The 24559-nt window shown below is 64.1% G+C and carries 21 protein-coding genes and 1 pseudogene; 9 read left to right on the top strand and 13 right to left on the bottom strand.

What is annotated here, in order from left to right:
• Positions 1–32 precede the first annotated feature (32 nt).
• From AC07Y0_RS15375 to AC07Y0_RS15340, 8 genes are all read right to left on the bottom strand, one after another.
• Complete coding sequence (locus AC07Y0_RS15375) at positions 33–947, bottom strand: TIM barrel protein (RefSeq protein ID WP_498678617.1); 915 nt, start codon at positions 945–947, stop codon at positions 33–35.
• Between the two features lie 35 nt (positions 948–982).
• Positions 983–1732, bottom strand: a complete 750-nt coding sequence (locus AC07Y0_RS15370) for a glycerophosphodiester phosphodiesterase family protein (protein WP_498678616.1) — start codon at positions 1730–1732, stop codon at positions 983–985.
• Between the two features lie 32 nt (positions 1733–1764).
• A complete protein-coding gene (locus AC07Y0_RS15365; protein WP_498680250.1) occupies positions 1765–2631 on the bottom strand; it encodes an ABC transporter permease in 867 nt (288 codons plus the stop codon).
• 25 nt (positions 2632–2656) lie between these two features.
• Positions 2657–3583 carry an ABC transporter permease gene (locus AC07Y0_RS15360; RefSeq protein ID WP_498678615.1) on the bottom strand — a complete coding sequence of 309 codons (927 nt, stop codon included), beginning with the start codon at positions 3581–3583 and terminating at the stop codon, positions 2657–2659.
• Positions 3584–3593: 10 nt separating this feature from the next.
• On the bottom strand, positions 3594–4580 hold the full coding sequence (locus tag AC07Y0_RS15355; RefSeq protein ID WP_498678614.1) for an ABC transporter ATP-binding protein: 987 nt from the start codon (positions 4578–4580) through the stop codon (positions 3594–3596).
• Positions 4581–5579 carry an ABC transporter ATP-binding protein gene (locus tag AC07Y0_RS15350; RefSeq protein WP_498678613.1) on the bottom strand — a complete coding sequence of 333 codons (999 nt, stop codon included), beginning with the start codon at positions 5577–5579 and terminating at the stop codon, positions 4581–4583.
• Positions 5580–5688: 109 nt separating this feature from the next.
• A complete protein-coding gene (locus AC07Y0_RS15345) occupies positions 5689–7323 on the bottom strand; it encodes an ABC transporter substrate-binding protein (protein ID WP_498678612.1) in 1635 nt (544 codons plus the stop codon).
• 133 nt (positions 7324–7456) lie between these two features.
• A complete protein-coding gene (locus AC07Y0_RS15340) occupies positions 7457–8176 on the bottom strand; it encodes an HAD family hydrolase (protein ID WP_498678611.1) in 720 nt (239 codons plus the stop codon).
• A 179-nt stretch (positions 8177–8355) separates the two neighbouring features.
• Here AC07Y0_RS15340 and AC07Y0_RS15335 point away from each other — a divergent pair, with 179 nt between their 5' ends.
• From AC07Y0_RS15335 to AC07Y0_RS15295, 9 genes and pseudogenes are all read left to right on the top strand, one after another.
• Complete coding sequence (locus AC07Y0_RS15335) at positions 8356–9297, top strand: sugar-binding transcriptional regulator (RefSeq protein WP_498678610.1); 942 nt, start codon at positions 8356–8358, stop codon at positions 9295–9297.
• Between the two features lie 403 nt (positions 9298–9700).
• Positions 9701–10549, top strand: a complete 849-nt coding sequence (locus AC07Y0_RS15330) for a substrate-binding domain-containing protein (RefSeq protein WP_498678609.1) — start codon at positions 9701–9703, stop codon at positions 10547–10549.
• Positions 10546–11973 carry an ATP-binding protein gene (locus AC07Y0_RS15325; protein ID WP_498678608.1) on the top strand — a complete coding sequence of 476 codons (1428 nt, stop codon included), beginning with the start codon at positions 10546–10548 and terminating at the stop codon, positions 11971–11973. The genes AC07Y0_RS15330 and AC07Y0_RS15325 overlap by 4 nt, the downstream gene beginning before the upstream one ends.
• Complete coding sequence (locus tag AC07Y0_RS15320; protein WP_498678607.1) at positions 11966–13171, top strand: sigma-54-dependent transcriptional regulator; 1206 nt, start codon at positions 11966–11968, stop codon at positions 13169–13171. Before AC07Y0_RS15325 ends, AC07Y0_RS15320 begins: the two co-directional genes overlap by 8 nt.
• A 151-nt stretch (positions 13172–13322) precedes the next feature.
• Entirely contained in the window at positions 13323–13850 is a 528-nt protein-coding gene (locus AC07Y0_RS15315) for an arsenate reductase (azurin) small subunit (protein WP_498678606.1), read from the top strand.
• A 10-nt stretch (positions 13851–13860) separates the two neighbouring features.
• The gene (locus AC07Y0_RS15310; RefSeq protein WP_498678605.1) at positions 13861–16320 is read left to right on the top strand and encodes an arsenate reductase (azurin) large subunit; all 2460 of its coding nucleotides are present in this window, start codon (positions 13861–13863) and stop codon (positions 16318–16320) included.
• Positions 16321–16378: 58 nt separating this feature from the next.
• Positions 16379–16948, top strand: a complete 570-nt coding sequence (locus tag AC07Y0_RS15305) for a DUF2478 domain-containing protein (RefSeq protein ID WP_498678604.1) — start codon at positions 16379–16381, stop codon at positions 16946–16948.
• Positions 16945–17889, top strand: a complete 945-nt coding sequence (locus AC07Y0_RS15300; RefSeq protein WP_498678603.1) for an ATP-grasp domain-containing protein — start codon at positions 16945–16947, stop codon at positions 17887–17889. Before AC07Y0_RS15305 ends, AC07Y0_RS15300 begins: the two co-directional genes overlap by 4 nt.
• A 410-nt stretch (positions 17890–18299) precedes the next feature.
• A pseudogene (locus AC07Y0_RS15295) lies at positions 18300–18566 on the top strand (sugar-binding domain-containing protein); the annotation flags it as partial.
• A gap of 206 nt (positions 18567–18772) precedes the next feature.
• Here the strand turns inward: AC07Y0_RS15295 and AC07Y0_RS15290 are convergent.
• The 5 genes from AC07Y0_RS15290 to AC07Y0_RS15270 form a co-directional block, all read right to left on the bottom strand.
• Positions 18773–19963, bottom strand: coding sequence for a serine hydrolase domain-containing protein (locus tag AC07Y0_RS15290; RefSeq protein WP_498680249.1), 1191 nt, complete (start codon positions 19961–19963; stop codon positions 18773–18775).
• Between the two features lie 38 nt (positions 19964–20001).
• Positions 20002–20931 (bottom strand): MurR/RpiR family transcriptional regulator, encoded by a 930-nt coding sequence (locus AC07Y0_RS15285; protein ID WP_498678602.1) that lies wholly within the window; start codon positions 20929–20931, stop codon positions 20002–20004.
• 111 nt (positions 20932–21042) lie between these two features.
• Positions 21043–22698, bottom strand: a complete 1656-nt coding sequence (locus AC07Y0_RS15280) for a dipeptide ABC transporter ATP-binding protein (protein WP_498678601.1) — start codon at positions 22696–22698, stop codon at positions 21043–21045.
• 2 nt (positions 22699–22700) lie between these two features.
• Positions 22701–23492 (bottom strand): ABC transporter permease, encoded by a 792-nt coding sequence (locus AC07Y0_RS15275; protein WP_498680248.1) that lies wholly within the window; start codon positions 23490–23492, stop codon positions 22701–22703.
• Between the two features lie 71 nt (positions 23493–23563).
• The gene (locus AC07Y0_RS15270) at positions 23564–24502 is read right to left on the bottom strand and encodes an ABC transporter permease (protein ID WP_498678600.1); all 939 of its coding nucleotides are present in this window, start codon (positions 24500–24502) and stop codon (positions 23564–23566) included.
• Between the last annotated feature and the right edge of the window lie 57 nt (positions 24503–24559).

The raw sequence follows: 24559 nt of genomic DNA, 5'->3' as shown, positions 1-24559 counted from the left end.
GGCGGCCATGCATGTCTGGTCCGACCGGGCGATCACTCGGCGGCGATGGACTTCTGGCGATCGTTGAGCGCCAGGAGCTTGCGGGCACGCTCCAGGCTTTCCGGCTGTTCGGCGCGGTAGCGGGCGCCGATTTCCATCATTGCGACCGTGTCGGGCAGGAAGTCGAGTTCGCTGAAGATGTCTTCCCAGTCGATGTCGCCCCAGCCGAGCGGCATGTGCAGGTCGCCGATGCCCATCGCGGTGTTTTCCTGCGGATGGTAGCCCTTGTAGAAACCCTGCGGGCGGCCGAAGCTGTCATGCAGGTGCAGGTGGCCGGCAACCGGGGCCATGGCGGCGATCTGTTCGCGGAAGTTCAGTCCGCGATAGGTCGATTCGATGTAGGCATGGCTGAAGTCGATGAGCGCGACGACATTGGCGTGGTTGACGGCCTTGACGGTCTCGGCGACCTCGGCCGGCGTCTGGCGATACTGGCCGGGCTCGGTGGTGAAGATGTTTTCCAGCGCGATGCGCACGCCGTACGGCTTGGCGAATTCGGCGAGTTCCAGCAGCGCTTCGCGTTCGCGCAGGTCGGCGGCGGCCCGGTCGAAGATCTGCTCGGCGCGCAGGCAGCCGCCGTGCTGGACGAGGATGCGGGCATCGATGCGGTCGCAGATTTCAACCAGCGCCTTGGCCGCGTCGATCTGGTAGCGGCAGGTGGCCGGGTCCATGAAGTTGGACGAAACCAGGCCGTGGACGGTGTAGCGCAGGTCGAACTGCTTGGTGAGGGCGACGAGGCGCTCGGCGCGATCCTTGATGATGCGGCCGCCGGCGATCAGGTCGAGGGTGGTGACGCCCAGTTCGACCGTGTCGACGCCCATGTCGGCGAGCGCCCGAAGGTCCTCGCCGAGGCTCTGCATCTCGCCATTGTCCGAGGCGGCATTGAAGCCGGTTGCGATGATATTGCTCATGTATTCACTCCAGGCGTGTGGGTTGGGCAAGGGGTTCAGGCGGCAGCCGCGATCTTGTCGCGCAGTGTCAATGCCAGGTCCGGGCTGTCGGAGGTCAGGTGGCCGATGCCGCGCTCCAGCCATCTGGCGATCAGCGCCTCGTCGTTCAGCGTCCAGACGCAGAGGCGTTCAAGCGGCAGCAGGCTCGTGATCAGGTCCCATTCGGCCTCCATCAGCTCGTGATGGATGGCGACGATCTCGACGAGACCTTCGACCTGCTCGATGAAGCGCTTCAGGCCGCCCTGCCTTTCGGCCCAGGCAGCATTCACCGAGACGAGCCGGGCGATGTCCGGGGCGACGCGGCGGCATTCTTCGAGCACGGAGACGTCGAACGAGGTCAGGTAGCTGCGACTGGCAAGGCCCTTTGCGGCGAGTTCCGCAGCGACCTTTTCGACGATCCCCGGATAGGGCTTGCCGGTCTCGTCGCTCTTGATCTCGACGTGAAGGGACAGGCCGTCGGTCGCCGCCAGAACCGAAAGCACTTCGGACAGCGTCGGGATCGTCTCTTCGCTGTCCTTGAGCTGGACGTTCAGACGCGCCTCGGGCGTCAGCGCCCGGACCGGGCCTTGGCCCTCCGTCGCGCGCTCCAGCGTCGCGTCATGGATGACGAGGAGTTCGCCGGCATCGGTGAGGTGGACGTCGAATTCGACGGCGTCGACGCCAAGCTCCAGCACGTTGCGGAAGCCTTGAAGCGAGTTTTCGGGCCAGAGATTGCGGGCGCCGCGATGGCCGGTGATCAGTGTCATGGGTTTGGTCCTGGATTTTGGGGTGAGAAAGGTCAGCGCACGGTCGGGTCGAGCTTGTCGCGCAGCCAGTCGCCGACCACCGAGATCGACAGCGTCGTCAGCATGATGACGACGGCCGGTGCGAGCATGATCCACGGCGCACGCGTCAGGTATTCGCGGCCGAAGCCGACCATGTTGCCGAGGCTGGTCTCGGGCGGCTGCACGCCGAGCCCGAGGAAGGAGAGGCCGCTTTCCATCAGGATGATCTCGGGGAAGGTCAGCGTCATCGAGACGATCAGCGTCGAGGCGACATTGGGCAGGATGTGGCGGAAATAGACCCTGAAGGGCCTGGCGCCGAGCTGCACCACCGCCGAGGCATAGCCCTGGGCGCTCGCCGAAATCGCCAGACCCCGGGCGATGCGGGCATAGCGTTCCCAGCCGTAGAAGCCCATCAGGCAGACGATCAGAAGCATGGACGAACCGAAGAAGGCGAGAACGGCCAGCGACATGACGAGGAAGGGCAGGGCCGCCTGGAAGTCGGCGAGCACCAGCACCAGGTGTTCGACCCAGCCGCGGAACTTCGCTGCGGCAAAGCCGAGCACCGTGCCGAACACCGCCGAGAGGATCGTCGCGCTGAACGCGATCACCAGCGACACGCGGATCGACTGGATCAGGCGGGCGAGCACGTCGCGGCCGAGCTCGTCGGTGCCGAGCCAGTGCTTGGCATTGCCGGGCGCGGCCAGGCGGTTGGCAAGGTCCATCGCCGTGATGCCGTAGGGGCGCAGCAGATCGGCGAAGATCGCCACCAGCACCATGGCGACGAGCCACAAAATGCCGAGCCCGATCGAAAGGGGAACGTTGCGGCGAAGGGTGGAAAAGACGCCTGTGCCGTGGCCGCTTCGCGGTTGCGCCTGTGCCATGTCTGTCGAGCTCATGACGTCCTCCTCAATGGGCGGTTTGGGCGCGAAGGCGCGGGTCGAGCCAGCCGTAAAGCAGGTCGACGATGAGATTGGAGATCACCATGGTCGCGGCGATCATCAACAGGATGCACTGGACGACCGCGAGATCGCGGTTGGCGACGGAAACGACCAGGAGGCGGCCGATGCCGGGCCAGGAGAAGATCGATTCCACCACGACCGCGCCGGCGATCAGCGAGCCGACCATGAAGCCGACGATGGTGACGATCGGCACGGCGGCGTTCGGCAGCGCGTGTTGCCAGACGACGTCAGGCCATTTCAGCCCCTTGGCGGAGGCGGTGCGGATATAGGGCTGGCCCATCACCTCGATCATGGCGCTGCGCGAGAAGCGCGCGAGGATGCCGATCCCGCCAATGCTCATGGTGAGCGTCGGCAGCAGGCCGTGCATCCAGGTGTCCTGTCCGCCGGAGGGAAGGAGGCCGAGGCTCACGGAAAAGATCAGCACCAAAAGCAGGCCCATGACGAAGGACGGGATGGTGAAGCCGAGGATGGAGAGCATGATCACGCCGCGGTCGATGATGCTCTGGCGGTGAAGTGCGGCATAGACCCCGGCCGGGATGCCGATCAGCAGTTTCAGCACGAGCGCGGGAAGGGTGAGCTGCAGCGTCGCCGGAATGCGTTCCAGCACCAGCTGCAGCGCGGACGCCTTGTCGCGCATCGAAACGCCGAAATCGCCGCTGAAGATCGACCTGATGTAGGCGAGGTATTGGATCCACAAGGGCTGATCGAGGCCCCAGGCCTTGCGGAAGGCGTCGACCGCATCCTGCGGCACGTCGGGGCCGAGCATGACCTGGGCGGGATCGCCGGACATGCGCAGCACGACGAAGGCGAAGGTGACGACGGCCAGAATGGTGATGAAGGCGCGCAGCAGGCGAGTGAAGACGAAGCGGATCATGGTCGTCTCCTTATGCGGCGAGCGGCGCATCGGCGCCTTCGACGAGATGGCAGGCGGCGGTTCGCTGGACGCCGATGGTGCGCAGTGCCGGCACGGTGGTGCGGCAGATGTCGGCCGCCAGCGGACAGCGCGGATGGAAGGCGCAGCCGGACGGCCGGTTGGCCGGGTTCGGCGGCTCGCCCTGCAGGATCGTCCGGCCGATGAGCGGCTTGCCGGGAACCGGCACGCTGGAGACGAGCGCCTGGGTATAGGGATGCTTCGGCGCGGCGAAGATCACGTCGGAAGAGGCCTCCTCGACGATCCGGCCGAGATACATGACGGCGACGCGGTCGGCGATGTTGCGCACCACTTTGAGGTCATGGCTGATGAACACCATGGCAATGCCGTTGTCTTCCTGCAGGTCGCGCAGCATGTTGACCACCTGCGCCTGGATCGAGACGTCGAGCGCCGAGACCGGCTCGTCGCACACCAGCAGCTTGGGGCGGGTGGCGAGTGCCCGGGCGATGACGGCCCGCTGCCGCTGCCCGCCGGACAGTTCGTGCGGATAGCGGTCGGCCTGGTCGTGGCGCAGCCCGACGGCCGCCATCAGCGCCTCGACGCGGGCCGGGCGTTCGTCCTTCGGCAGAAGGTCGTGGATGTCCAGCGGTTCGCCGATCTGGGCGGCGATGGTGAGGCGGCGGTCGAGCGCCGCCAGCGGGTCCTGGTAGACGAGCTGCATCTTCGCCCTGAGCGCGCGCCATTCGGCGGTGCCGAATTCCGGCATGGACCTGCTCTCGAAGGTCACCCTTCCGGCCTGTGCCGGGTCGATGCCGAGCAGCATGCGCCCCAGCGTCGACTTGCCGGAGCCGGATTCGCCGACGATGCCGAGCGCCTCGCCCGGCATGACGTTCAGGGAAACGCCGTCGACGGCGCGGACAGGGGTCGGCTTGCCGAACAGGCCGCGCCGCAGCTGGTAGACGCGGGTCAGGCCCTCGGCCTTGATGAGGGGAGCAGTCACTTATGCGCCTTCCAGGATCTTCGTCTTGACGGGGTGTGGGCGGGCGGCCGGGACGGGGCTGAAGCAGGCCAGCCGGCGGCCGTCCTCCATCGGTTCCAGCATCGGCCGCTGGTCGGTGCAGCCGTCGGTGGCGCGCGCGCAGCGCGGCGCAAAGGCGCAGCCGGCCGACAGGTGCTTCGGGTTGGGCACCGTGCCGGGGATGGGGATCAGCCGGTTGCGCGGGCCGTCGATGCGCGGGATCGCGTCGAACAGGCCGCGGGTGTAGGGATGGCGCGGTTCGGAGAACAATTGCTCGATCGAACCCTGCTCGACGATCCGCCCGGCATACATGACGCAGACGCGCTCGCAGACCTGGGAAACGGCGCCGAGGTCATGGCTGATGAACACGGTCGCCATGCCGGTCTCGGCGCGAAGCGCGATCAGCAGGTCGAGGATCTGCGCCTGGATCGTTGCGTCGAGCGCCGTGGTCGGCTCGTCGGCGATCAGGAGATCCGGCTGTCCGGCAAGCGCCATGGCGATCATCAGTCGCTGGCACTGGCCGCCGGAGAATTCATGGGAATAGAGATCGAAGCGCCGCCGGGCATCGGGAATGCCGACGAGGTCCATCAGCTGCAGCGCCTCGGCCTTGGCGGCGGCCCCATGGAGCCCGCGATGGAGCACGAGCGCCTCGGTGATCTGCCGGCCGATGCGCAGCACGGGATTGAGCGAACTCGACGGATCCTGGAAGATCATTGCGACGCGTCCGCCGCGCACGCCTTCCAGCGCCTGGCGCGGTGCCCCGCAGACCTCGCGCCCCTCGACGCGGACCGAACCGGTGACACGGGCCTTGCCCGGCAGCAGGCCGAGCGCCGCAAGCCAGGTCACCGACTTGCCGCAACCGGACTCGCCGACAAGGCCCAGCGCCTCGCCGGGCTTCACGTCGAGATCGATGCCGTGCAGGACCTGAACGCCGTCGAAGGCGACTTTCAGATTGCGAAGTTCCACGAGATTGGGGCTCATTGCGGTCACCTTCTTCAAAGCCTGATGCGGCAAGGCCCTTGGCCCGCCGCTGCGGTTGCTGGAAGGACAAATCCGGCGGCGCAGGCGCCGCCGGATCGAGCTGGAGCGATCACATCGTCCAGTTGTTGGAACGGAAGTCCATGGCGAAGGCGGGGGCCGACTTCCACTTGAGCGAGGACTTCATGCCGGTGAAGACGGCGTTCTGGTGCAGGACCTGGTAGGCCGGGTCTTCGCGCTCGCAGATTTCCAGCATGCGGGCATACGCCTTCTTGCGCAGCGCGCGGTCGGTCGAGGTTTCCAGCACGACCGACAGCTCGTTCATCTCGGCGTTCGACCAGTCCTTCTTCTGCTGCATCTCGCCGTTCGGCCCGAACTGCGTGACCATCGGGGTCACCGGGTCGTTGATGTTGGCCGAGGCCGACCAGTCGCGCACGCCCTTGACGCCTTCCGGATCGTGGATCTGCGCCCAGTTTTCCTTCATCTGGATCTCGACATTGAGGCCGACCTGCTTCCACATCTCGACCATGACCTGACCGTTGGCGGTCTGGTTGGTGTAGTAGTTGTTGAGCAGGCGGAAGGGGATGGCATCGCCCTTGTAACCGGCCTGCTTCAGCAGGTCCTGGGCGAGCTGCGGATTGTATTCCGGAACATTCCAGCCGTCGATATACATGTCCGAGGTCTTGAACGAGGCGAACTGCAGGCCTTCCGGTACAACGGTCTGGCCGCCCCACAGGGCATCGACGATCGCCTGGCGGTCGATCGCATGGGTCATGGCGCGGCGCACCAGCGGGTTGGCGAGGATCTCGTTCTGGGTGTTGAACACCGAGAGGCGATGGTTGAGGATGGTCGAGCCCTGGACTTCGAAACCCGGAGCCGAGCGGACGGTCTGGATCTGGTCCGGCGGCAGGTCGCAGGCGAAATCGTATTCGCCCGACAGCAGGCCGTTGACGCGCGAAGCGACTTCCGGAACCTCGACGAAGCGGATTTCTTCCAGCGGCGGGCGGCCACCCCAGTATTCGTCGAAGGCGACCAGCGTCAGCGACACGTCCGGCTTGTATTCGCCGACCATGTAGGGGCCGGTGGTGATCGGCTTGCGCGCCCAGTCGCTGTAGGACGGCGCTTCATCCCAGGCGCGGCGGTTGGCGATCTGCGAACCGAAGGCGTAGAGACGGCCTTCGAGCGTCACGTCCGGCGTCGCGTTGTGGAAACGCACGGTATGTTTGTCGACGGCTTCGACACCGGCGAGCGCCGGCCAGAGCCGACGGCCGATGCCCGGAACGGCAGCCGGGAGTTCCTTGACGGTGGTCGGCTTGTTGTCGGATTCGAAGATCGTCTTGCCGCCCTTCGGCTCGGTATTGCCGAACAGGCGCTCCTTGGAGAAGGAGAAGACGACGTCTTCGGCCGTCAGCTCGTCGCCATTGTGGAACTTGACGCCTTGGCGCAGCTTCAGCTCGAGCGTCTTGTCGTCGATGCGCTTCCATTCGGTGGCAAGCCCTGCGACCGGCCCCTGGTTGCCCATCCAGTCGCGCAGGATCAGGCCTTCCCAGAAGTTCGGGAAGAAGACGCGTTCGCCGACGTTCGACTGTTCGTTCCAGATGTCGAGCGTGTTGTTGTTGGTGATCTTCTGCACGGCGATCGTCACCGAGGGGCGCTTGCCCTGGGCGAAGCTCATGCGCGGCAGGATCAGGCTGCCGGTGGTTGCGCCGATCAGTGCCAGCGCGCCACGTCGATTGATGGAAAGCATCGAAATCCTCCTTTTGGGATGGGTTCACTCGAAAACAGAGGTCTTCCTCTTGCGCGTTCCGAGTGTCGCTTTGTTAATGGCCTCATGAATTTTGCATGAAGGAACGCGCCGCGGAGACCGCGGCGGGCATGGCTCAGACGAGCACGGTCAAATCCTGCCGATCCCGCGCCGGATGCGGATGCGGGCCTGCGGAAAGGACGGCATCGAAAGCGCGCGAAAGCTCGTCCGCGCCGGTCGCGACAAGCATCGCGCCGGCATCGGCGAGCACGGCGCGGCGCCCCTCGCGCGGATCGGCCGGATCGACGAAGCCGATGGCCCGCATTCCGGCGGCAACCGCGCCGATGATGCCGTGCGGACTGTCGTCGACGACCAGGCAACGGGCCGGGTCGATGCCGAGTGTTTCGGCGCAGAGCAGGAAGAGATCGGGCGCCGGCTTCGGCGCCGCGACCATCTCGGCGCTGAAGATGTTCGGATCGAACGCGTCCCACAGGTCGAACAGGCCGAGGCTGTTTCTCAACCGCTCCAGCGTGCTGTTGGACGCCACGCATTTGCGCTGCGGCAGGGAGCGGATGAGCGCGTCAATGCCCGGCATCGGCTGAAGCGAGCGGGAAAACGCGGCATAGAGATGCTCGCGGGATCGGGCGAAGACCCGATCCACATCGTCGACGCCCAGTTCATCGAGACAGATGCGCCGGGCGTCGCTCTCCGAATAGCCGGTGAAGCGCCGGTGGACCTCGGCATGGGAGATCGACACGCCGGCCGCCTGCAGGGACTGCCAGAACACGCGGCTCGCGACCGGCTCGCTGTCGACCAGCACGCCGTCGCAATCGAAGATGAGGAGGTCCGCCGTCATGAAATTCCGCTGCCTGTCTATGAGCGACGGCCGGTCCTTGTGGAAAATGCCGCGCCGCCGCCAAAACGATTGCCGACCGCAGGGCTTTCCGGGACATTGCCTTTGGCCCCGCGGTCATCTATGCGGAGTCTCTAGGTTACATATGTTACGTCAGTGTGACATTTGATCGAGGGTGCATATTGGATAATCAGGAACTCATGGTGCGGGCGTCGTGGCTCTACCACGTCGAGGGTTTGACCCAGGCGCAGATCGGCGAACGCATGAGCCTCACACGGCGCCGGGTGAACGAACTTTTGGGCGAGGCCCTGGAGAAGGGTGTCGTGCGCATCAGCTTCAGTTCGCCGCTGGCCGAAAACGTCGAGCTGGAGGCGCGCCTGTGCCGCCGCTTCGGTCTTGACGATGCGGTCGTTGCGCCGACCCCGTCGGATCCGGCCCATATGCACGCGGTCATCGGCCGGGCCGCTGCCTCCTTCCTTGACCGGCTGGTGCAGAACCGCAGGCCCCGCTCGATCGGCGTCGGCTGGGGCGCGACCCTGCACGAGACGGTGCAGCGCATGACCGGCGCGAACGAGCCGGACATGCGGATAAGGTCGCTGATGGGCGGGCTGACGCGCGGCTCGGAGATCAACACCTTCGAGATCGTCCGCAGCTTCGCCAAGGTGCTGAACGCCAAATGCCACTATTTCGCGGCACCCATCTATGCCGGCAGCGAGGAAGCCCATGACGTGATCATGGCCCAGCCGGTGTTTCAGGATTTCCTGCGCGACGGCTCGAACGTCGATCTGTCTTTCCTCAGCGTCGGCGACGTGACGGGCAAATCCTTGCAGGTCCGCTACGGCCTGCCGTCGCAGACGGACATCGGCGAACTGGTGGCGGTCGGTGCCGTCGGCGATCTGCTCGGGCGCTACCTCGATGCCGAAGGGCAACCGGTCGACCATCCGCTGAACCGCCAGGTGATCTCGCCCGCTCTCGACGCCTACCGCGGCATCCCGAGCCGCATCATCGCCTCGGGCGGACCGCACAAACACGCCATCCTGCGCGCCACGGCCAAGGCCGGCCTCGCCACCGCAATCGTCACCGACGCCGACTGCGCGCGCTGGCTGCTGGACGAGGGGGAATAGGACGGCGAAGAAGAAAGAAGTTTGGCTGGGGAGCCTGGATTCCTACATGATTTCAAAGGCGTGGCAAAATAACCTTTGAAGTTCCCGCTGGTTTCCAACCGCGAGCGACCGTGGATGCCACCTTTGTGCCCTGGCTTGGGCCTCGGTCAACCGGGGGGAGGGGCGGAAACAATTTCCGTTTCCGGGACCAGGATCGCCGTCGAACGACCACCAAGCTTACGGCGGATTTGCGCCGATACCGGTCCTGAGAAGGAGAGGAAAACACATACCGGGTCTGTCGCAAGGGTGCCTTCATTCGAGCATCGTCGATTTGCGATTTGACGCACTGACCAGCAAGGGGCAATCTGCATCGACGGGCTAAAACCGAGGAGAACCTGTCCTCTTGGGTTCGAGGGGGGATGACATGCTCACGCGGCGGAGCGCGATCATGATGGGGGCTGCTGTCTGTGCGGCACCCTTGGTGCGGGCGCAGACGGCCGAGCCGTTCCGCTTTGCGCTGACCCCGGTCTTTCTGGACAATGATGCCGCCGTGATTTCCGCCCTGCGTGGGGCGCTTGCTTCTGCGATGGGACAGGAGATCGAGCTTGTGCAAAGGCGCACCTATCAGGAGATCACGGGCGCGCTTCTGGATGGCTCGGTCGATGCGGCCTGGACTTGCGGTTATCCCTTCCTGCAACACCGGGAGGAACTGTCGCTTCTTGGGGTGCCAGTCTGGCGGGGCGAGCCGCTCTATCAGTCCTATCTGATTGTGGCTGAAGATGACCCCGCAACGAGCTTGGCCGATTTGCGGGGCGGCACGCATGCCTTTTCGGACCCCGACAGCAATTCGGGCTTTCTGGTCACGGCATCAGATATTGCCCGTATGGGTGAGGTGCCGGACAAGTTCTTTTCCCGGGCGATTTTCACCTATGGCCACCGCAATGTTGTCCGCGCGGTCGCGGGAGGTTTGACGCGGTCAGGCAGCGTCGATGGCTATGTCTGGGAGGTCTTGAACAATGTCGAGCCTGATCTCACGGCCCGTATCAAGATCATCGACCGGTCGGAGAAGCTTGGTTTTCCTCCCTTTGTCGCCCGCAGTGACCGCATGGCCGAGGCCGGGACCATAGCCTGCGCGGCGGCGCTCAAGAGCCTTGATCAGACGGATCGGGGCCAGACGGCCTTGAGGCTCCTGTATCTCGATGGTGTCACGGCGGCCGAGCAGTCGCTCTTCGACGGCATCGCCGCGCGCATGACGGTCATGGAGGGCGGATGAAGCCTCTGTCCCGCTTTGGGAACCTTCCCGTCACATTGCGTGTGCCCTTGATCGCATCCGCGCTGATGGTCCTGTTGGGTCTGGTGGCCAGCCAAAGCGTGCTTTCCGCCCTTGGCCGCGTGCAGGATGACCGGTTGTCCGAGACGGCGCGGCTGCATATCGAGGGCCTTTCTGTCGCCCTTGGCCCATCCGTCCTGCGGCAGGATGTCTGGGAGGTCTACGACATCCTCGACCGCGCGCGAGCGGGAAGCGAAGGGCAGCGTCTTCTGCTGACCGTGGTGGCGGATGAGCGTGCCCGCGTGCTGGCCGCGACCGATCCGCGCCGCGCACCGGTCGGCGGGGATGCAAGGGATTTCGAGAGCGGGGCGGTCGCTCCTGAAGTTGTACGGATGACCGGTGATCCGGTCCTGCGGGTGGCTGCGCCCCTGCAATTTCAGGGCCGCACCGTTGGCGGGATCGTCACGGAACTGGATGTGACCGACCTGTTGGCCGAACGCCGTGACGTGACCCTGTGGCTTCTGTTCGGCAACGCCTTGGCAACGGCGGTTTTGGCCTTTGGTGGCTGGTTTGCCGTGGCGCGCATCCTGCGCCCGGTTGGAGCATTGGTGCAGGCGATGGATGCGTCGGGCGGCGCACCACGCCCCATTCCCAAGGCCGAGATCCCCCATGGCGATCCGGGGTTGGCGAGGTTGATCGAGACCTATAACCGCATGACGACGGCCGTGGAGGAACGGGCTGAAGCCGAACGTCGGCTGGCCGACCGGGAACGCTTCGTCAGCCTGGGGCGACTCTCGTCGTCGTTGGCGCATGAGATCAACAATCCGCTGGGCGGCCTGCTGAATGCCGCCGACACCATCCGCAGCTATGCCGACCGGCCCGATGTGGTGCGCCAATCGGCAGAACTGATGCAGCGTGGCCTTGGTCATCTGCGCGACGTGACGCGGGCTATCCTGGACCAGAACCGACTTGACCGTGCCGGGCTACCCCTGCGCCCCGAAGACTTCGAGGACCTGCGTCTGCTGTTTGAACCCGAGGCCTACGGTCGCGGCCAGAAGCTGGACTGGCGGGTTGCGGCGGGGGCGGCGCTGCTGGCCGGCCAACCCGCAGCCCCGGTGCGGCAGGTGGCGCTGAACCTGCTTCTGAATGCCGGAGCGGCGGCGGGGGAGAATGGCCAGGTTGGCCTGAACGTGGAGAATGACGGAGATGGGCTGTCCATTTCGGTCAGCAACACCGGCGCCGCGATGAGCGAGGCCGATCTTGCGCGCCTTTTGGCCTCTGGGCCCTTGCCACCGGGGGGCGGGGTCGGTCTTCGGCTGGTGCATGACATCGTGGCGGGGCTTGGCGGCAGGCTGCACCACGACCGGATAGGGGATCAGACGGTTATTCGGGTCAATCTGCCAGTGCACGGGGGCGACCATGCTTGAGGGACGCCGGATCGTGCTGGTAGAGGATGACAAGATCATGGGCGCATCCCTGGTCCAGCGCCTGACGCTGGAGGGGGCCGAGGTGGACTGGCATCGAGGGGTCGCCCGTGCGCTGCCCGCCATCCGCACGCCGCGCAAGGTGCTGGACGCGGTGGTCTGCGACATTCGCCTGCCTGACGGCACGGGCGAGGAGCTTTACCATACCCTGACCAGCACCGGCCATCCGCCGCCGTTTCTGTTCATCACCGGGCAGGGCGGGGTTGATCAAGCCGTGCGGCTGATCCGCTCAGGCGCTGCGGATTACATCACCAAACCCTTCGAGATCAGCGCCTTCCTGAAACGCCTGGCCATGGTCATGCGGCCACGGGCGGATCAGGATATGCCCCCGGAGACGGGCATCAGCGCCGCGGCGCGCGCCGTCGACCGCCAGGTGGCCGAGGCGGCGTTGCGCGAAACAGCGCTTCTGATCCGGGGGGCCTCGGGTCTTGGCAAGATGCGGCTGGCAAGGCGCGTACATGATCTGTCGGACCGCAAGGTCGCACCGTTCGTGGTCTGCAATGCCCTGCGCGACACGGTCGGGGCCGAGGAGCTGCAAAGAGCGATAGAGCAAGTTCGCGATGGCTCGCTGGTCATCGTCGGGATCGCGCGACTGGCGCCTGCTGCGCAAGATGTTCTGATGACAGCCTTGGCGGCCCCGCCCTTTCGGCTGATCGCCACGGCTGGGCCGCAGGCCGCCGAGGATGCGCAAGCCCTCCGGCCCGACCTTGCCGCGCTGCTTCGATCGCATGAAGTCGTGGTGCCCCCTCTGGCGGACCGACCCGACGATGCGGTCTGGCTGGCGGCACGACTGTTCCCCGGCCTCAACGCCCGCCGGGCCGTCCCGTTGATGGGTATCACGGCGGCGGCCGAAGATGCCCTCCGGTCGCATGACTGGCCGGACAACGGACGCGAAGTGCGCGCCGGGCTGATGCGGGCGATCGAGGCGGCCGAAGGCGAGATGATCTTGACCTCGGACATTTTCCCCGAGCGCGCGGCGGACGCGACGCTGCGGTCTCTCGCCGAGGTGCGCGATGCCGCGGAACGGGCACAGATCATGGCGGCGCTGGATCGGACCAGCGGGCAGGTCGGTGAGGCGGCAAAGCTGCTCCGGGTGTCGCGCACGACGCTGTGGGAAAAGATGCAAAAGCTGGGCTTATAGGCGGCATTTCATGTTCGGAAATCCGAACGCCTGAAATTTGTGCGCAATTATAACGGCTTCCCGCAGCGCAGCGGGGCTCGTTGGGCCGTTGCCCCGCCTCCTGCCCCTCCTCTATCCTTGGGCCCATTGGGGTCTAGGGAGGAGAGATACCATGAAATGCAATCGGTTGGTCGATGCAGGCCGCCGTCAGTTCCTGCGCGGAGGTGTTCTCGGCGTGGCAGGGGCTGCGGCGGCAACTGTGATGCCTTCAGGGCAGGCACAGGCGCAGCAGGCGCGCGCGATGGTGGACTATCCCTCCACCAAGCTCGCCAATCTTGCGGACCTGAAGGTCAACGAGCCGATGGACATCGGCTATCCTGATGCCGACAGCCCCGGCATCCTGCTGAAACTTGGCAGTCCCGTCGTGGGCGGCGCGGGCCCCGACGGCGACATCGTCGCCTATTCGGTGCTTTGCCCGCACAAGGGTTTCTACTTGAGCTACCACGCCGGCGACAAAACCCTGAACTGTCCCGGCCACTACAGCCGGTTCGACTGCGAGAAGGGTGGCCAGCAGGTCTGGGGCCACGCCACGCAGAACCTGCCCCAGTTCGCCCTGCGGGTGGACGACCAGGGCGATATCTATGCCGAAGGCGCGGACGAGCTGATCTATGGCCGTCTGTCCAACGTGCTGCAAGGGTGAGGGGGCGATCATGGCTTACAAACGCAATATCGACCGTCTGCCGATCATTCCCGCAGGCGCCAAAGAACACAACGTCACGTGCCACTACTGCATCGTCGGCTGCGGCTACAAGGCCTACACCTGGCCGCTGAAGACCCAGGGCTCGACAGACAGCAACTGGATCGGCGAAGACCTGTCCAAGCAGCAGGCTGCCGAGACCGCAGCCTGGTATGCGCCGTCCATGTACAATGTCGTCAAGCAGAACGGCAAGGACGTGCATGTGGTCATCAAACCCGACGTGAACTGTCAGGTGAATTCAGGCCTCGGCTCGATCCGCGGCGCGCGGATGGCGGAGAACCGGCGGTCCGACGTCACCGGCACGCAGAAGCAGCGCCTGACGGAACCGATGGTCTGGCGCTACGGCACCTGGCAGCCGACCTCTTGGGACGATGCGCTGGATCTGGTCGCCCGCGTCACCGCCCGGGTGATCGACAAGGACAACGAGAACGATCTCTACGTCTCGATGTTCGACCACGGCGGATCGGCGGGTGGCTATGAAAACACCTGGGGCACCGGCAAGCTTTACTTCGAGTCGATGAAGGTCAAGCATTGCCGCATCCACAACCGCCCGGCCTATATGTCCGAGGTCCACTCCAGCCGCGACATGGGCGTGGACGAGTTGAACTACAACTACGCCGACTACGAGGCGACCGACACGATCTTCCTTGTCGGCACCAACCCGATGGAATGCCAGACCAATCTGTTCCTGAACCATATGGTCAAGGGCATGCAGAACGGGGCGAAGGTGGTCATCTCGGATCCGCGCCGGACGGTCACGGTGGACAGCTGTGAGCAAGTCGCCGGCGCCGAAAACGTGCTGCACCTGCCGATCACCACCGGGTCCGACGTGGCGCTGCACAACACGCTCTTCACCTATATTGCGGATCAGGGCTGGGTCGATGCCGACTTCATCGCCAAATCGACCTTTCAGGGCGATGTGGCTGTGGCGGCCGACAGCGCCTATCCGGCCTCGCTGGGGTCGTTCGAAGCCGCTCGCGTCGCCTGCAAGATGAGCCTTGCCGACGGGGCCGCCGCCACCGGCCTGACCGAGGCACAGATCATCCAGGCCGCCGAATGGATCGCCAAGCCCAAGGATGACGGCAGCCGCCGTAAATGCGTGACCGGCTATGAAAAGGGCATCATCTGGGGCAACGACAACTACCGGGCCATCGGCAGTCTGCTGAACATCGCGCTCGCCACGGGCAATGTGGGCCGCGAAGGCGGCGGTTGCTGTCGCCTCGGCGGGCACCAGGAGGGCTACTATCGCCCGTCGGATGCCCATGTCGGCCGCCCGGCCCCCTATATCGACCAGATGATCATCGCCGGCGGCGGAAAGGTGCATCACATCTGGGCCAACGACCACTACAAGACCACCCTGAACGCGGCCGAATTCAAACGCGTTTACAACCGTCGTTCCAACATGGTGAAGGAAGCCATGGACGCCCGGGCCGGGGCGACTCGCGAAGAGATGGTCGATGCCATCGTCGCCGCGATCAATGCGGGCGGGCTGTTCGTGGTCGATGTGGACATCATCCACAGCCAGATCGGGCAGGCCGCACATGTGATCCTGCCCGCGGTGGAATCGGGCGAGATGAACCTGACCTCGATGAACGGCGAACGCCGTTTGCGCCTGACGGAAAAGTATATGGACGCGCCGGGATCGGCCAAACCCGACTGCCTGATCGCGGCCGGACTGGCCCAAGCGCTGGAGCGCGTTCTGCGCGAAGAGGGGCGAACGGAATACGCCGATCAGTTCAAGGGCTATGACTGGGCCACCGAAGAAGACGCCTTCATGGACGGTTACAACAAGGGCAACCCGGAAGTCACCTATGATCGCCTGCGCGCCATGGGCAATGACGGGGTGCTGGAGCCAGTGACCGGTTTTGCCGATGGCAAACTTGTCGGGACCAACCGCCTTTACGAGGACGGTGCCTTTACCCGGCACGGACGCGAGGACAAGAAGGCCCTGTTCTGCATGGGCGAATGGCGCGGCTGGCAGGCGGCGGGCAAGGCCCAGCAACAGGCCAACCATCGCTTCCTGATCAACAACGGCCGTGCCAACATGAACTGGCAAAACTGGTTCCTCGATCAGGCCAACGAGTTCGTGATGGACCGCTTCCCTGTGCCCTTCATCCAGATCAATCCCGCGGACATGGCCGAACTGGGCATCAAGGCGGGCGATATGGTCGAGGTGCACAACGATGTGGGGGCCACGCAGGCGCTGGCCTACCCCGAGCCGACCGCGAAACGCAACGAGACCTTCATGATCTTCGGCGCGCCGAACGGGGCGCAGGGCAATATCGTGAATGCGGGCGTGAACGAACTGATCCTGCCGAACTACAAGCACACCTGGGCCAACATCCGCAAAATCTCGGATGCGACCCCGGCCTCGGCGACGGTGTCCTACAAGTCGTGGGAAGTCGAGCTCTGACCAGACCTTACGCCGCCCGGAACGGGTCCGGGCGGCGCCTTTGTCTCGGGGAAGCTTCATGAAACTCGCCTATGTCACCCTGCAGGGCCGCGGTCGCACCGATGCCCTGATCGCTGAAGTGGCGCACGTGCTGGCGACTGACGGGGTCCGGCTGGCCGGGACCGTGCAGTCAAACCACGAACGCCCAGACCGGCGCAAATGCGACATGGATCTGGCAGTCCTGCCCGATGGACCGATCGTCCGGATCAGCGAGGACCGTGGCGATCTGGCCAGAGGGTGCACGCTCGACTCCGGCGCGCTGGAGCAGACGGTGGTCGCAGTTCAACAGCGACTGCCGGGGGCAGAAGTGCTGATCGTCAACAAGTTCGGTAAGCGCGAGGCCGAGGGAAAGGGCTTGGTCCCCGTGATCGCCGAAGCACTTGAGATGGGTCTGCCGGTCCTGATCGGCGTGAATGGCCTCAACCTCGCGGCCTTCCTCGCCTTCGCCGGAGAAGACGTCTTAGCCCTGCCGTCCGATCCTGCCCTGATCGCCCAGTGGTGCAAAACCTTGGCTCAGGTGGACGTTGCCCGAGCGTGTTCGCCCGGTGCGGACGAGCCCCGAACCCGCGAACTTAGCCTCCTCTGTTGATCCTTGCCGACGACGATGGCCCAGAGCTGATCGAGATCAACACGAACGCGGGCGGCGCCTTCCTCAACGCGCTCCTTGCCCGCGCCCAACTCGCCTGCTGCGCCGAGATCGAAGGCGCGATCGAGGCTGCAAGGGTTGGTGATTTCGAGGTTGAGGTTGTGCGCATGTTCCGGGACGAGTGGCATCGCCAGCGCGGTGATACGCCCATTCCCCGCATCGCCATCGTCGACGACCACCCAGAGGAGCAGTATCTCTATCCCGAATTCGTGCTGGCCCGTCAGCTCTTCCTGAAGGCGGGCCTCGATGTGGTGATCGCCGACGCGAGCCAGCTCCGCTATCACCAGGGTATGCTTCTGGCCGGTGACCTGGAGATCGGCATGGTCTACAATCGCTTGGTCGATTTTGCGCTCGAGCGGGCCGAGCACGCGGCTTTGAACGCTGCCTATCGGGAGGGCGCCGTGGTGCTGACGCCGAACCCGCATAACCATGCGCTCTTTGCCGACAAGCGCAATCTGACACTTTTGTCCGATCCCGCTGCACTCGAGGCCCTCGGGGTGCCTGCGGAACTGCGTTCGAAACTGGCCGGCATACCGCAAACCGTTTTGGTCACGCCCGAGAATGCCGATCTGCTCTGGCAGTCGCGCAAGGATCTGTTTTTCAAGCCGGCCGGCGGCCATGGCAGCAAGGCGGTCTATCGCGGTGACAAGGTGACGCGGGGCGTCTGGACCGAGATCGCGCGCGGCGGATATGTCGCCCAGCGTTTTGCCTCGCCGGGCGAGCGTGCTGTGAGGCTCGACGGCGCGGCCGTGGCGCGCAAGATGGATGTCCGGCTCTACACCTATGGTGGACGCATTCTGCTGGCCGCCGCGCGACTCTATCAGGGGCAGACGACGAATTTCAGAACGCCGGGCGGTGGTTTCGCCTCGGTATTGGCCGTCTGACGACGTTGAGACCTATTGTGCCGGAACCTCCCGGCGCTTGTGATGCTCAGAGGACAAGCCTGACTGCTGCAAGTGCGAGACGGAAGATGCTGTTTCAGGGAACCGGGTCCCCAGCCAATTTTGCGCGATCGTAGATTGAGCCTCCGGTTGACCAGCAACGGTGAAACCATCGCTAGAAAAAGCGAAAACCATTGGAAAAATAAGGGAATCCGGGCTTTGTCGGAGATCCGGAAAGTCGGGCGCTAAAAGTCCAAGTTGCATTCGCCTGGGGACCTTTATGGAAGTGCTGCGGCGTATGACGAGATGGGACAAGTTCATTTCCTGCTGACAGCGCTCTTCCAAGTCGAGTGCGTGTAAAAGCGTTATTTGTCGACCCCGTTGCGATAGTGAAGCTTCCCGATCAGGATGGTTTCCTCAGCGTCGGCGACGTGACGGGCAAGTCGCTGCAGGTTCGCCACGGCCTGCCGTCGCACACCGACATCGGTGAACTGGTGGCGGCGGGTGCTGTCGGTGATCCACTCGGGCGCTACTTGGATGCCGAAGGGCGACCGGTCGACCATCCGCTGAACCGCCAGATGATTTCGCCCGATCTTCTGGCCTATCGCGGCATCTTCAGCCGCATCATCGCCTCCGGCGGACCGCACAAGCGCGCCATCCTGCGCGCCACGGCCAAGGCCGGCGCATGGCGCGAATGTACCTGTGCAAGAAGCTGCCCCGCATCAACTCGCCGAAAACAGCCTCTGCCAGAATGGGCCAACATGCACGATTGGCATCGCCCTCACGGCAACCTGGGCTCAAGAAGGCCCAATCAGTCACCTCGGTGAACCTGGGGGCACCTAGCCGGTCTCTCCAAGTGGCTGAATGCAGAGCACCGGTTCCCGCCTCAGGCCAAGGCGTCGCGAATGGCGTGCAGCGCCGCCAATGTGGTGCGCGAGCGTGTGACGTTCAGAAATTCCGGCCAACTGGAGAGAACCACGGCTGCGAATTCGGCTCCAGGATCCAGGTAGATCATCTGGCCGAAAACGCCGCGCGCCATATAGGTTTGCCGGCGAGGATCCTCGATCCAGAACTGGTTGCGATAGGCGCCGTGCGGCAGGACTTCACGGTAGACGCCGGCGAATGGACCGCCTCCGCCGCGGCGCGTCTTGTCGATCCAGTCGGCCGGCACGATGCGTCGTCCGTTGATTTCTCCACCACCAAGATGCAGCAAGGCGAAGCGGCCATAGTCCCGCAAGGTTGCGTTGAAGCCACCGCTGGCGAGCGCGTAGCCTGAGGGATCGACGGTGAAGCAGGCGTCCTCCTGCGCCCCCATCGGCGCCCACAATTCATGCGCGACCAGATCCGCAAGCGCCATGCCGGTGACACGCTGCAGAATGAAGGCCAGCACGTCCGTTTCAATCGAGCGGTAGCGGAAAGAAGTCCCATGAGCGCATTCGGCCTCTTTCAGCGTCAGGATCAGTTCCCAGACGGTCTTCGGCCACGACGGGTCACTGCCCGCTTTCCATCCGCAGGCGACATCCAGTTTGGCCATGTGGGAATCGAGTGCGCTATAGGTTTCGTCGAACGCCACGCCGCTCGTCATGTCCAGCACGTGCTGGACCGTCGCGCCGCGATAGGCCGTGTCTTCCAGTTCCGGAAGGTATCGGGTGACGAGCGCCTCGACATCGAGTTCGCCGCGACCGGCAAGTATGCCGGCGACCGTGCCCACAATCGACTTCGAGACCGATTGCGACAGATGCAGAGTGCGCTCGGTCATTCCGTTCAGATATCGCTCTGCGACGAGCTTGCCGTGGTGCAGCACGAGAAAGCCATCGGCATAGCTTGTCTCAATATGGCGACCGATCGTGTCGCGATGCCCGTCGATTTCGAAGGCGACGGCATCGATATTTCGCAGCGATGCCGGCAACGGGCTTGCCGGACCTTCGCCACGCCAAACCCGCGCGGTCGGGACGATCTCCCTCAGGTTCTGGAACGACCAGCGGTTCCAAGGTGCGCGGTCCCAATCTTCCCTGGGAATGAGGGCGTGCCCTGGCTCGGCCGGATCGCGGAACACAATATCACTGTCGGCTCTCATATTCGCTTGCTCTCGCTGCAATTTGTGCTTCTGGCGGCTCAATCCTTGCGCCGCAGATAGCTTCCACCCACGAACTCGCCAAACAACGTGCCGAGTTCGCTCATTTCCGCGAAGTTGCGTTTGGCTTTTGGTCCGAGCTTCACTGCAACCGAGTCGATCATGAGGTTGAGGATGACCCCGAGGCTCGCCGTCGAATCCCAGAATGTCTTCACATGCGTATGCGCTTCGAAGACGAGCCGGGTGAAGGTGAAACCCCAGTGGCTGTATTTGTCGGTGACGATGATCAGCGGCATCTCCAGAGTCTTCAGCTTTTCTGCCAGCTTCACCCCGCGCGTCGCATAGGCGGCCGTGTCGACCAAGACGACCAGGGTCTGCTTCGGATCGGCGAATATGATCTCGCCGAACGTGCCCGTGGCGTTGTCCGCGAAGATGACGTTCGGGCGTGCCCAGAGCAGGCGCGTCGCGAAATCCATGGCGAGCCCCTTGGATGCCTCGAAGCCCACGACGTAGATTGTTCTGGTCTTCGCCAGCAAGGTGGTTGCTTCATGCCAAAGGTCGGTTGACGCGAGCGCATACGCCTTCACGATCGCGTCCAGTTCGAGCCGAAGGCTCTCCTGCAGTTCCCGCTGTCGGTCGCTGCGGACCTGGAAGCGGCCCATGTAGTCGTCGACTTCGCCATCCTTGTCGGTGACCGATTCGCGCATGTGGTTCTTCATGTCCCGCAGGCTCTCGAACCCGAGACTCCGGACAAAGCGCGTGACGGTCATGTCGCTGACGCCGACCGCGCGTGCGATGCTGACGCCGGTTTCGAACGGCAGAAGCTGGATATTGTCGAGCATGTAAGCGCCAAGGCTCTGTTCCGACGGAGAAAACTGATCCATACGGGCGCGCAGCATGGTCTCGATATCCAGCTTTTCCCCGCCCTGTTCCTGCCCGTTGGCCGGCCTTCCGTCATTTGTCGTTGTCACGTTGAATGCTCCTGAAACTTGTCTGCATGCGCGATGGCCTTTGGCTGTCTGCGCATGGTTTCGCTCCACGGCTCAAGTTGGTTTGAGCCTGCCGCGTCATCACGGCAGTATTCATCGCACCGCATGGCCTGCTCCTTCTGATCGAGGAATCGGCGGCCAATGATGCGTCACCGAACCGACGAGTTCCTGCGTGTAGGGATGCTGCGGGTCGTTTAGAACCTGTTGTGTCGGCCCGCTCTCCACGATCCGCCCCCCTTTGAAGACATATACCCGCTCGCAGATGTTGTTCACCACCGCAAGGTCATGGGAGATATAGAGCAGCGTCAGCTTTTGCTCGCGCTGCAGGCGGGCGAGGAGTTCGAGGATCTGAGCCTGTGTCGTCACGTCCAGGGCGGACGTGATTTCGTCGGCGACCAGTAGTTGCGGTCTCAGGGCAAGGGCTCTGGCCAGACCGACGCGTTGGCACTGGCCGCCCGAGAGCTGGCGCGGCCTGCGATCGCGCAGTGCACGTGGCAGATCGACCATTTCAAGCAGTTCATCGACGCGAAGATACGCGCTGCGACGATCTGTAATTCCATGCCTCCAGAGCGGTTCGGCGACGGCTTCGCGCACGCTCATCCGCGGATTGAGCGAATCGTAGGGGTTCTGGAAAGCCATCTGGACGCGTTGCCTGAAGCGGGTCAGGTCCTTGCCGCGCAGGGCATGCACGTCCTGGCCATCGAGGCGAACGACCCCTGCGTTGGGTCTGTTCTGGCGCACGATCGCCCGGGCGAGCGTGCTCTTGCCGGACCCGCTTTCGCCCACGATACCGATCGTTTCTCCGGCGGCAATCTGCATGTCGATGCCGTCCAAGGCCAGGAAGGATCGCGCATCCTTCCTGCCGCGTCCTCCAATCAGGCCGTGTCTGACGGGAAAGGACACGGAGAGCCCCTCAATGCTGAGCAAGGGCGCAACTGATTGCGAGGGGCTGCCGACCGTACAACTCGCGCGTCCGGGCTGGGAGGCAACCAGAAGCTTGGTATAGGCATGTTTCGGTCGGCTGATGATCTCGTCCGCGGGTCCTTGCTCGACGATTTCGCCATTGCGCATCACGACAATACGCGAACAGATCGCCGCAATTGCTGCAAGATCGTGAGAAATCAGGATCACCGCAAGTCCGCGCTTCCGGTTCAATTCCTGCAAGAGCTTGAGGATGCGTGCCTGGACTGTGACGTCGAGCGCCGTCGTCGGTTCGTCGGCGATCAGCAGTTTCGGACCGCAACCGATTGCCGCGGCGATCATCGCGCGTTGTTTCATCCCGCCGGAGAACTCGTGGGGATAGGATCGGGCCCGCTTTTCAGGATCGCGTATACCGACATCATCAAGAAGGCTCACCGCCCGGCGCATGCCTTCCCGTCTGGAAAGCCCCAGATGCCGGATCATGGGCGCGGCGATCTGCTGGCCTATCCGGCGCAGCGGGTCGAGATGGGAAGCGGGATTCTGGAAGATCATCCCAATTTCGCTGCCACGCAAGGAGCACCACTCGTCCTCCCCCAGGCGGAGCAAGTCTCGGCCCCGGAATTGCACGCTTCCCGCCGCTGTGGCGAGCGCGGGCAGGAGGCCCATCAGGGCGCGGCACGTAATCGATTTCCCCGAACCGCTTTCCCCGACGATGCCGAGAATTTCCCCTTCCATGACCTGAAACGAAACCCCTTTCACGGCGGTGAGAGATCCGAAGGTGACCGTGAGGTTTTCCACTTGCATGAGGGGAGGCGTGTTGCTCGTCATGTTCAAAAGGCCACCTTGCCGCGTTGCATTTGTCCTATGCCGTCTCCGAGGAAGGCAAAGCCGAGCCCGAGCGAAATGGCGGCAAGGCCGGGAAACAGGCAGATCCACCAGGCCTGTTGCACGAAGGCTTGACCATCGGCGATGATCACGCCCCATTCCGCAAGTGGCGGCTGGGCGCCCATGCCGAGAAATCCGAAGCTCGCGCCAGCCAGCATCACGAGCACTGCATCGCTGACGGCATAGGCGATGACCGGTCCGAAGGCGTTCGGAAGGACATGACGAAAGAGAATGGCTCTCCGCGGATAGCCGAGGCATTCCGCTGCCCGGATGTATTCGCTTTCGCGGACCGTCAGCACTTCTGCCCTGACCAGCCGCGCATAGCTGACCCATCCGACGAGCGTCAGGGCGATGACGAAGTTGACGAGGCCCGGTCCCAGAACGCCAACGATTGCCAGGACGAGGACGAAGAACGGAAAGGCCACCGTCAGATCGTACAGCCGCATGAACAGGCTGTCGATCACCCCGCCGAAGTAGCCGCTCAGCAGGCCGACCACGGTGCCGATCAGGAGCGGTGGCAATACGCCGACGACGCAGAGAAACAGATCGACGCGCGCAGCGTGGATGACCCGCGAAAAGACGTCGCGACCGACCTGGTCGGTGCCGAACCAGTGCGTGCTGCTCGGCCCGGTCAGCATGTTGCTGATATCGATCGCGTCAGGATCGTAGGGCGCGATCAGCGGAGCCGTCAGCGCGACGAGCAACCATCCGCCCAGTATGGTGATCGCGATCATCATCAGCGGGCTGAGGTTGACCGCACGCGGCGCTGCCTCGGTGGAGGCCGGAACATTCGACATGATGGTTCTCCTCACAACCGGATACGCGGATCGATGAACGCCGAGATCAGATCGACTGCCAACGTCACGAGAACCGTCGAGCAGGCGAAGACGAGGGTTAGTCCCTGCACGACGTAGTAGTCCCGCCCGAGAAGCGAACTCACCATGAGGGAGCCGAGGCCGGGGACCGCATAGACGGTTTCGACGATGATGGCGCCGCCGATCATGAAGGCCACCAGGACGCCGAGCAGGTTCAGCGTTGGCAGAACCGCATTCGGCAGGATCGTGCCCCAGAATATCTCTCGCTCGCTCGCCCCTTGCGCACGTGCGGCCGTGACAAAATCGGCGGTGGTCTTCTCGATCAGGGCGGCGCGCAGGCTTTGTGTCAGCACCGGCACAAGCCAGATGGCCGTCGAAAGTGCGGGCAGGAACAGGTGGCGCAGATGGCCGGTGAAGCCGTCTCCGTAGCCCGAGACGGGAAACCAGCCGAGAGCCACTCCGAAAAAGCGCGACATCATGATGCCGAGCCAGAAGACGGGAATGGTAAGGCCGACGATGCCGATGATGCGGATAGCCTGGTCTGCGGCGCTACCCGGTTTGCGAGCGCTGGCGATCGCCAGCGCGACCGTCGTCGGCACCGCGAGCACCATCACATACCCCGTCAGAAACAGGGTCGGCCACATGAACTGCGAAATCAACTCGCTGACCGACCGCTGGAACCGCAGGGATTGACCGATACTGCCCCCGAGCAGGTTCACGAAGTAGGTCGCGTATTGCCGCCAGAGCGGCTGGTCCAGTCCATACTCCGAGCGGATGGCCGCGATCGTTTCGGGGGTTGCGCGGGCGCCCGCAAGCAGGCGGGCAGGATCGCCGGGCGCAAGATGCAGCAGCAGGAAGGTCACGACGCTGATCCCGATCAATACGCCGGAAAGCTGGAACAACCGCCTCATCATCAGAAACAAAAGGCTCAATCACATTCTCCACGGAACGAGGAACGGCGGTGCGTCTGCCGGATGGGGACACCGCCG

The sequence above is a fragment of the Allorhizobium sp. GW101-3B10 genome (genome assembly GCF_059424725.1).
Note: the sequence above shows the minus strand (reverse complement) of the source record. Positions and strands in the feature narration are given on the sequence as shown.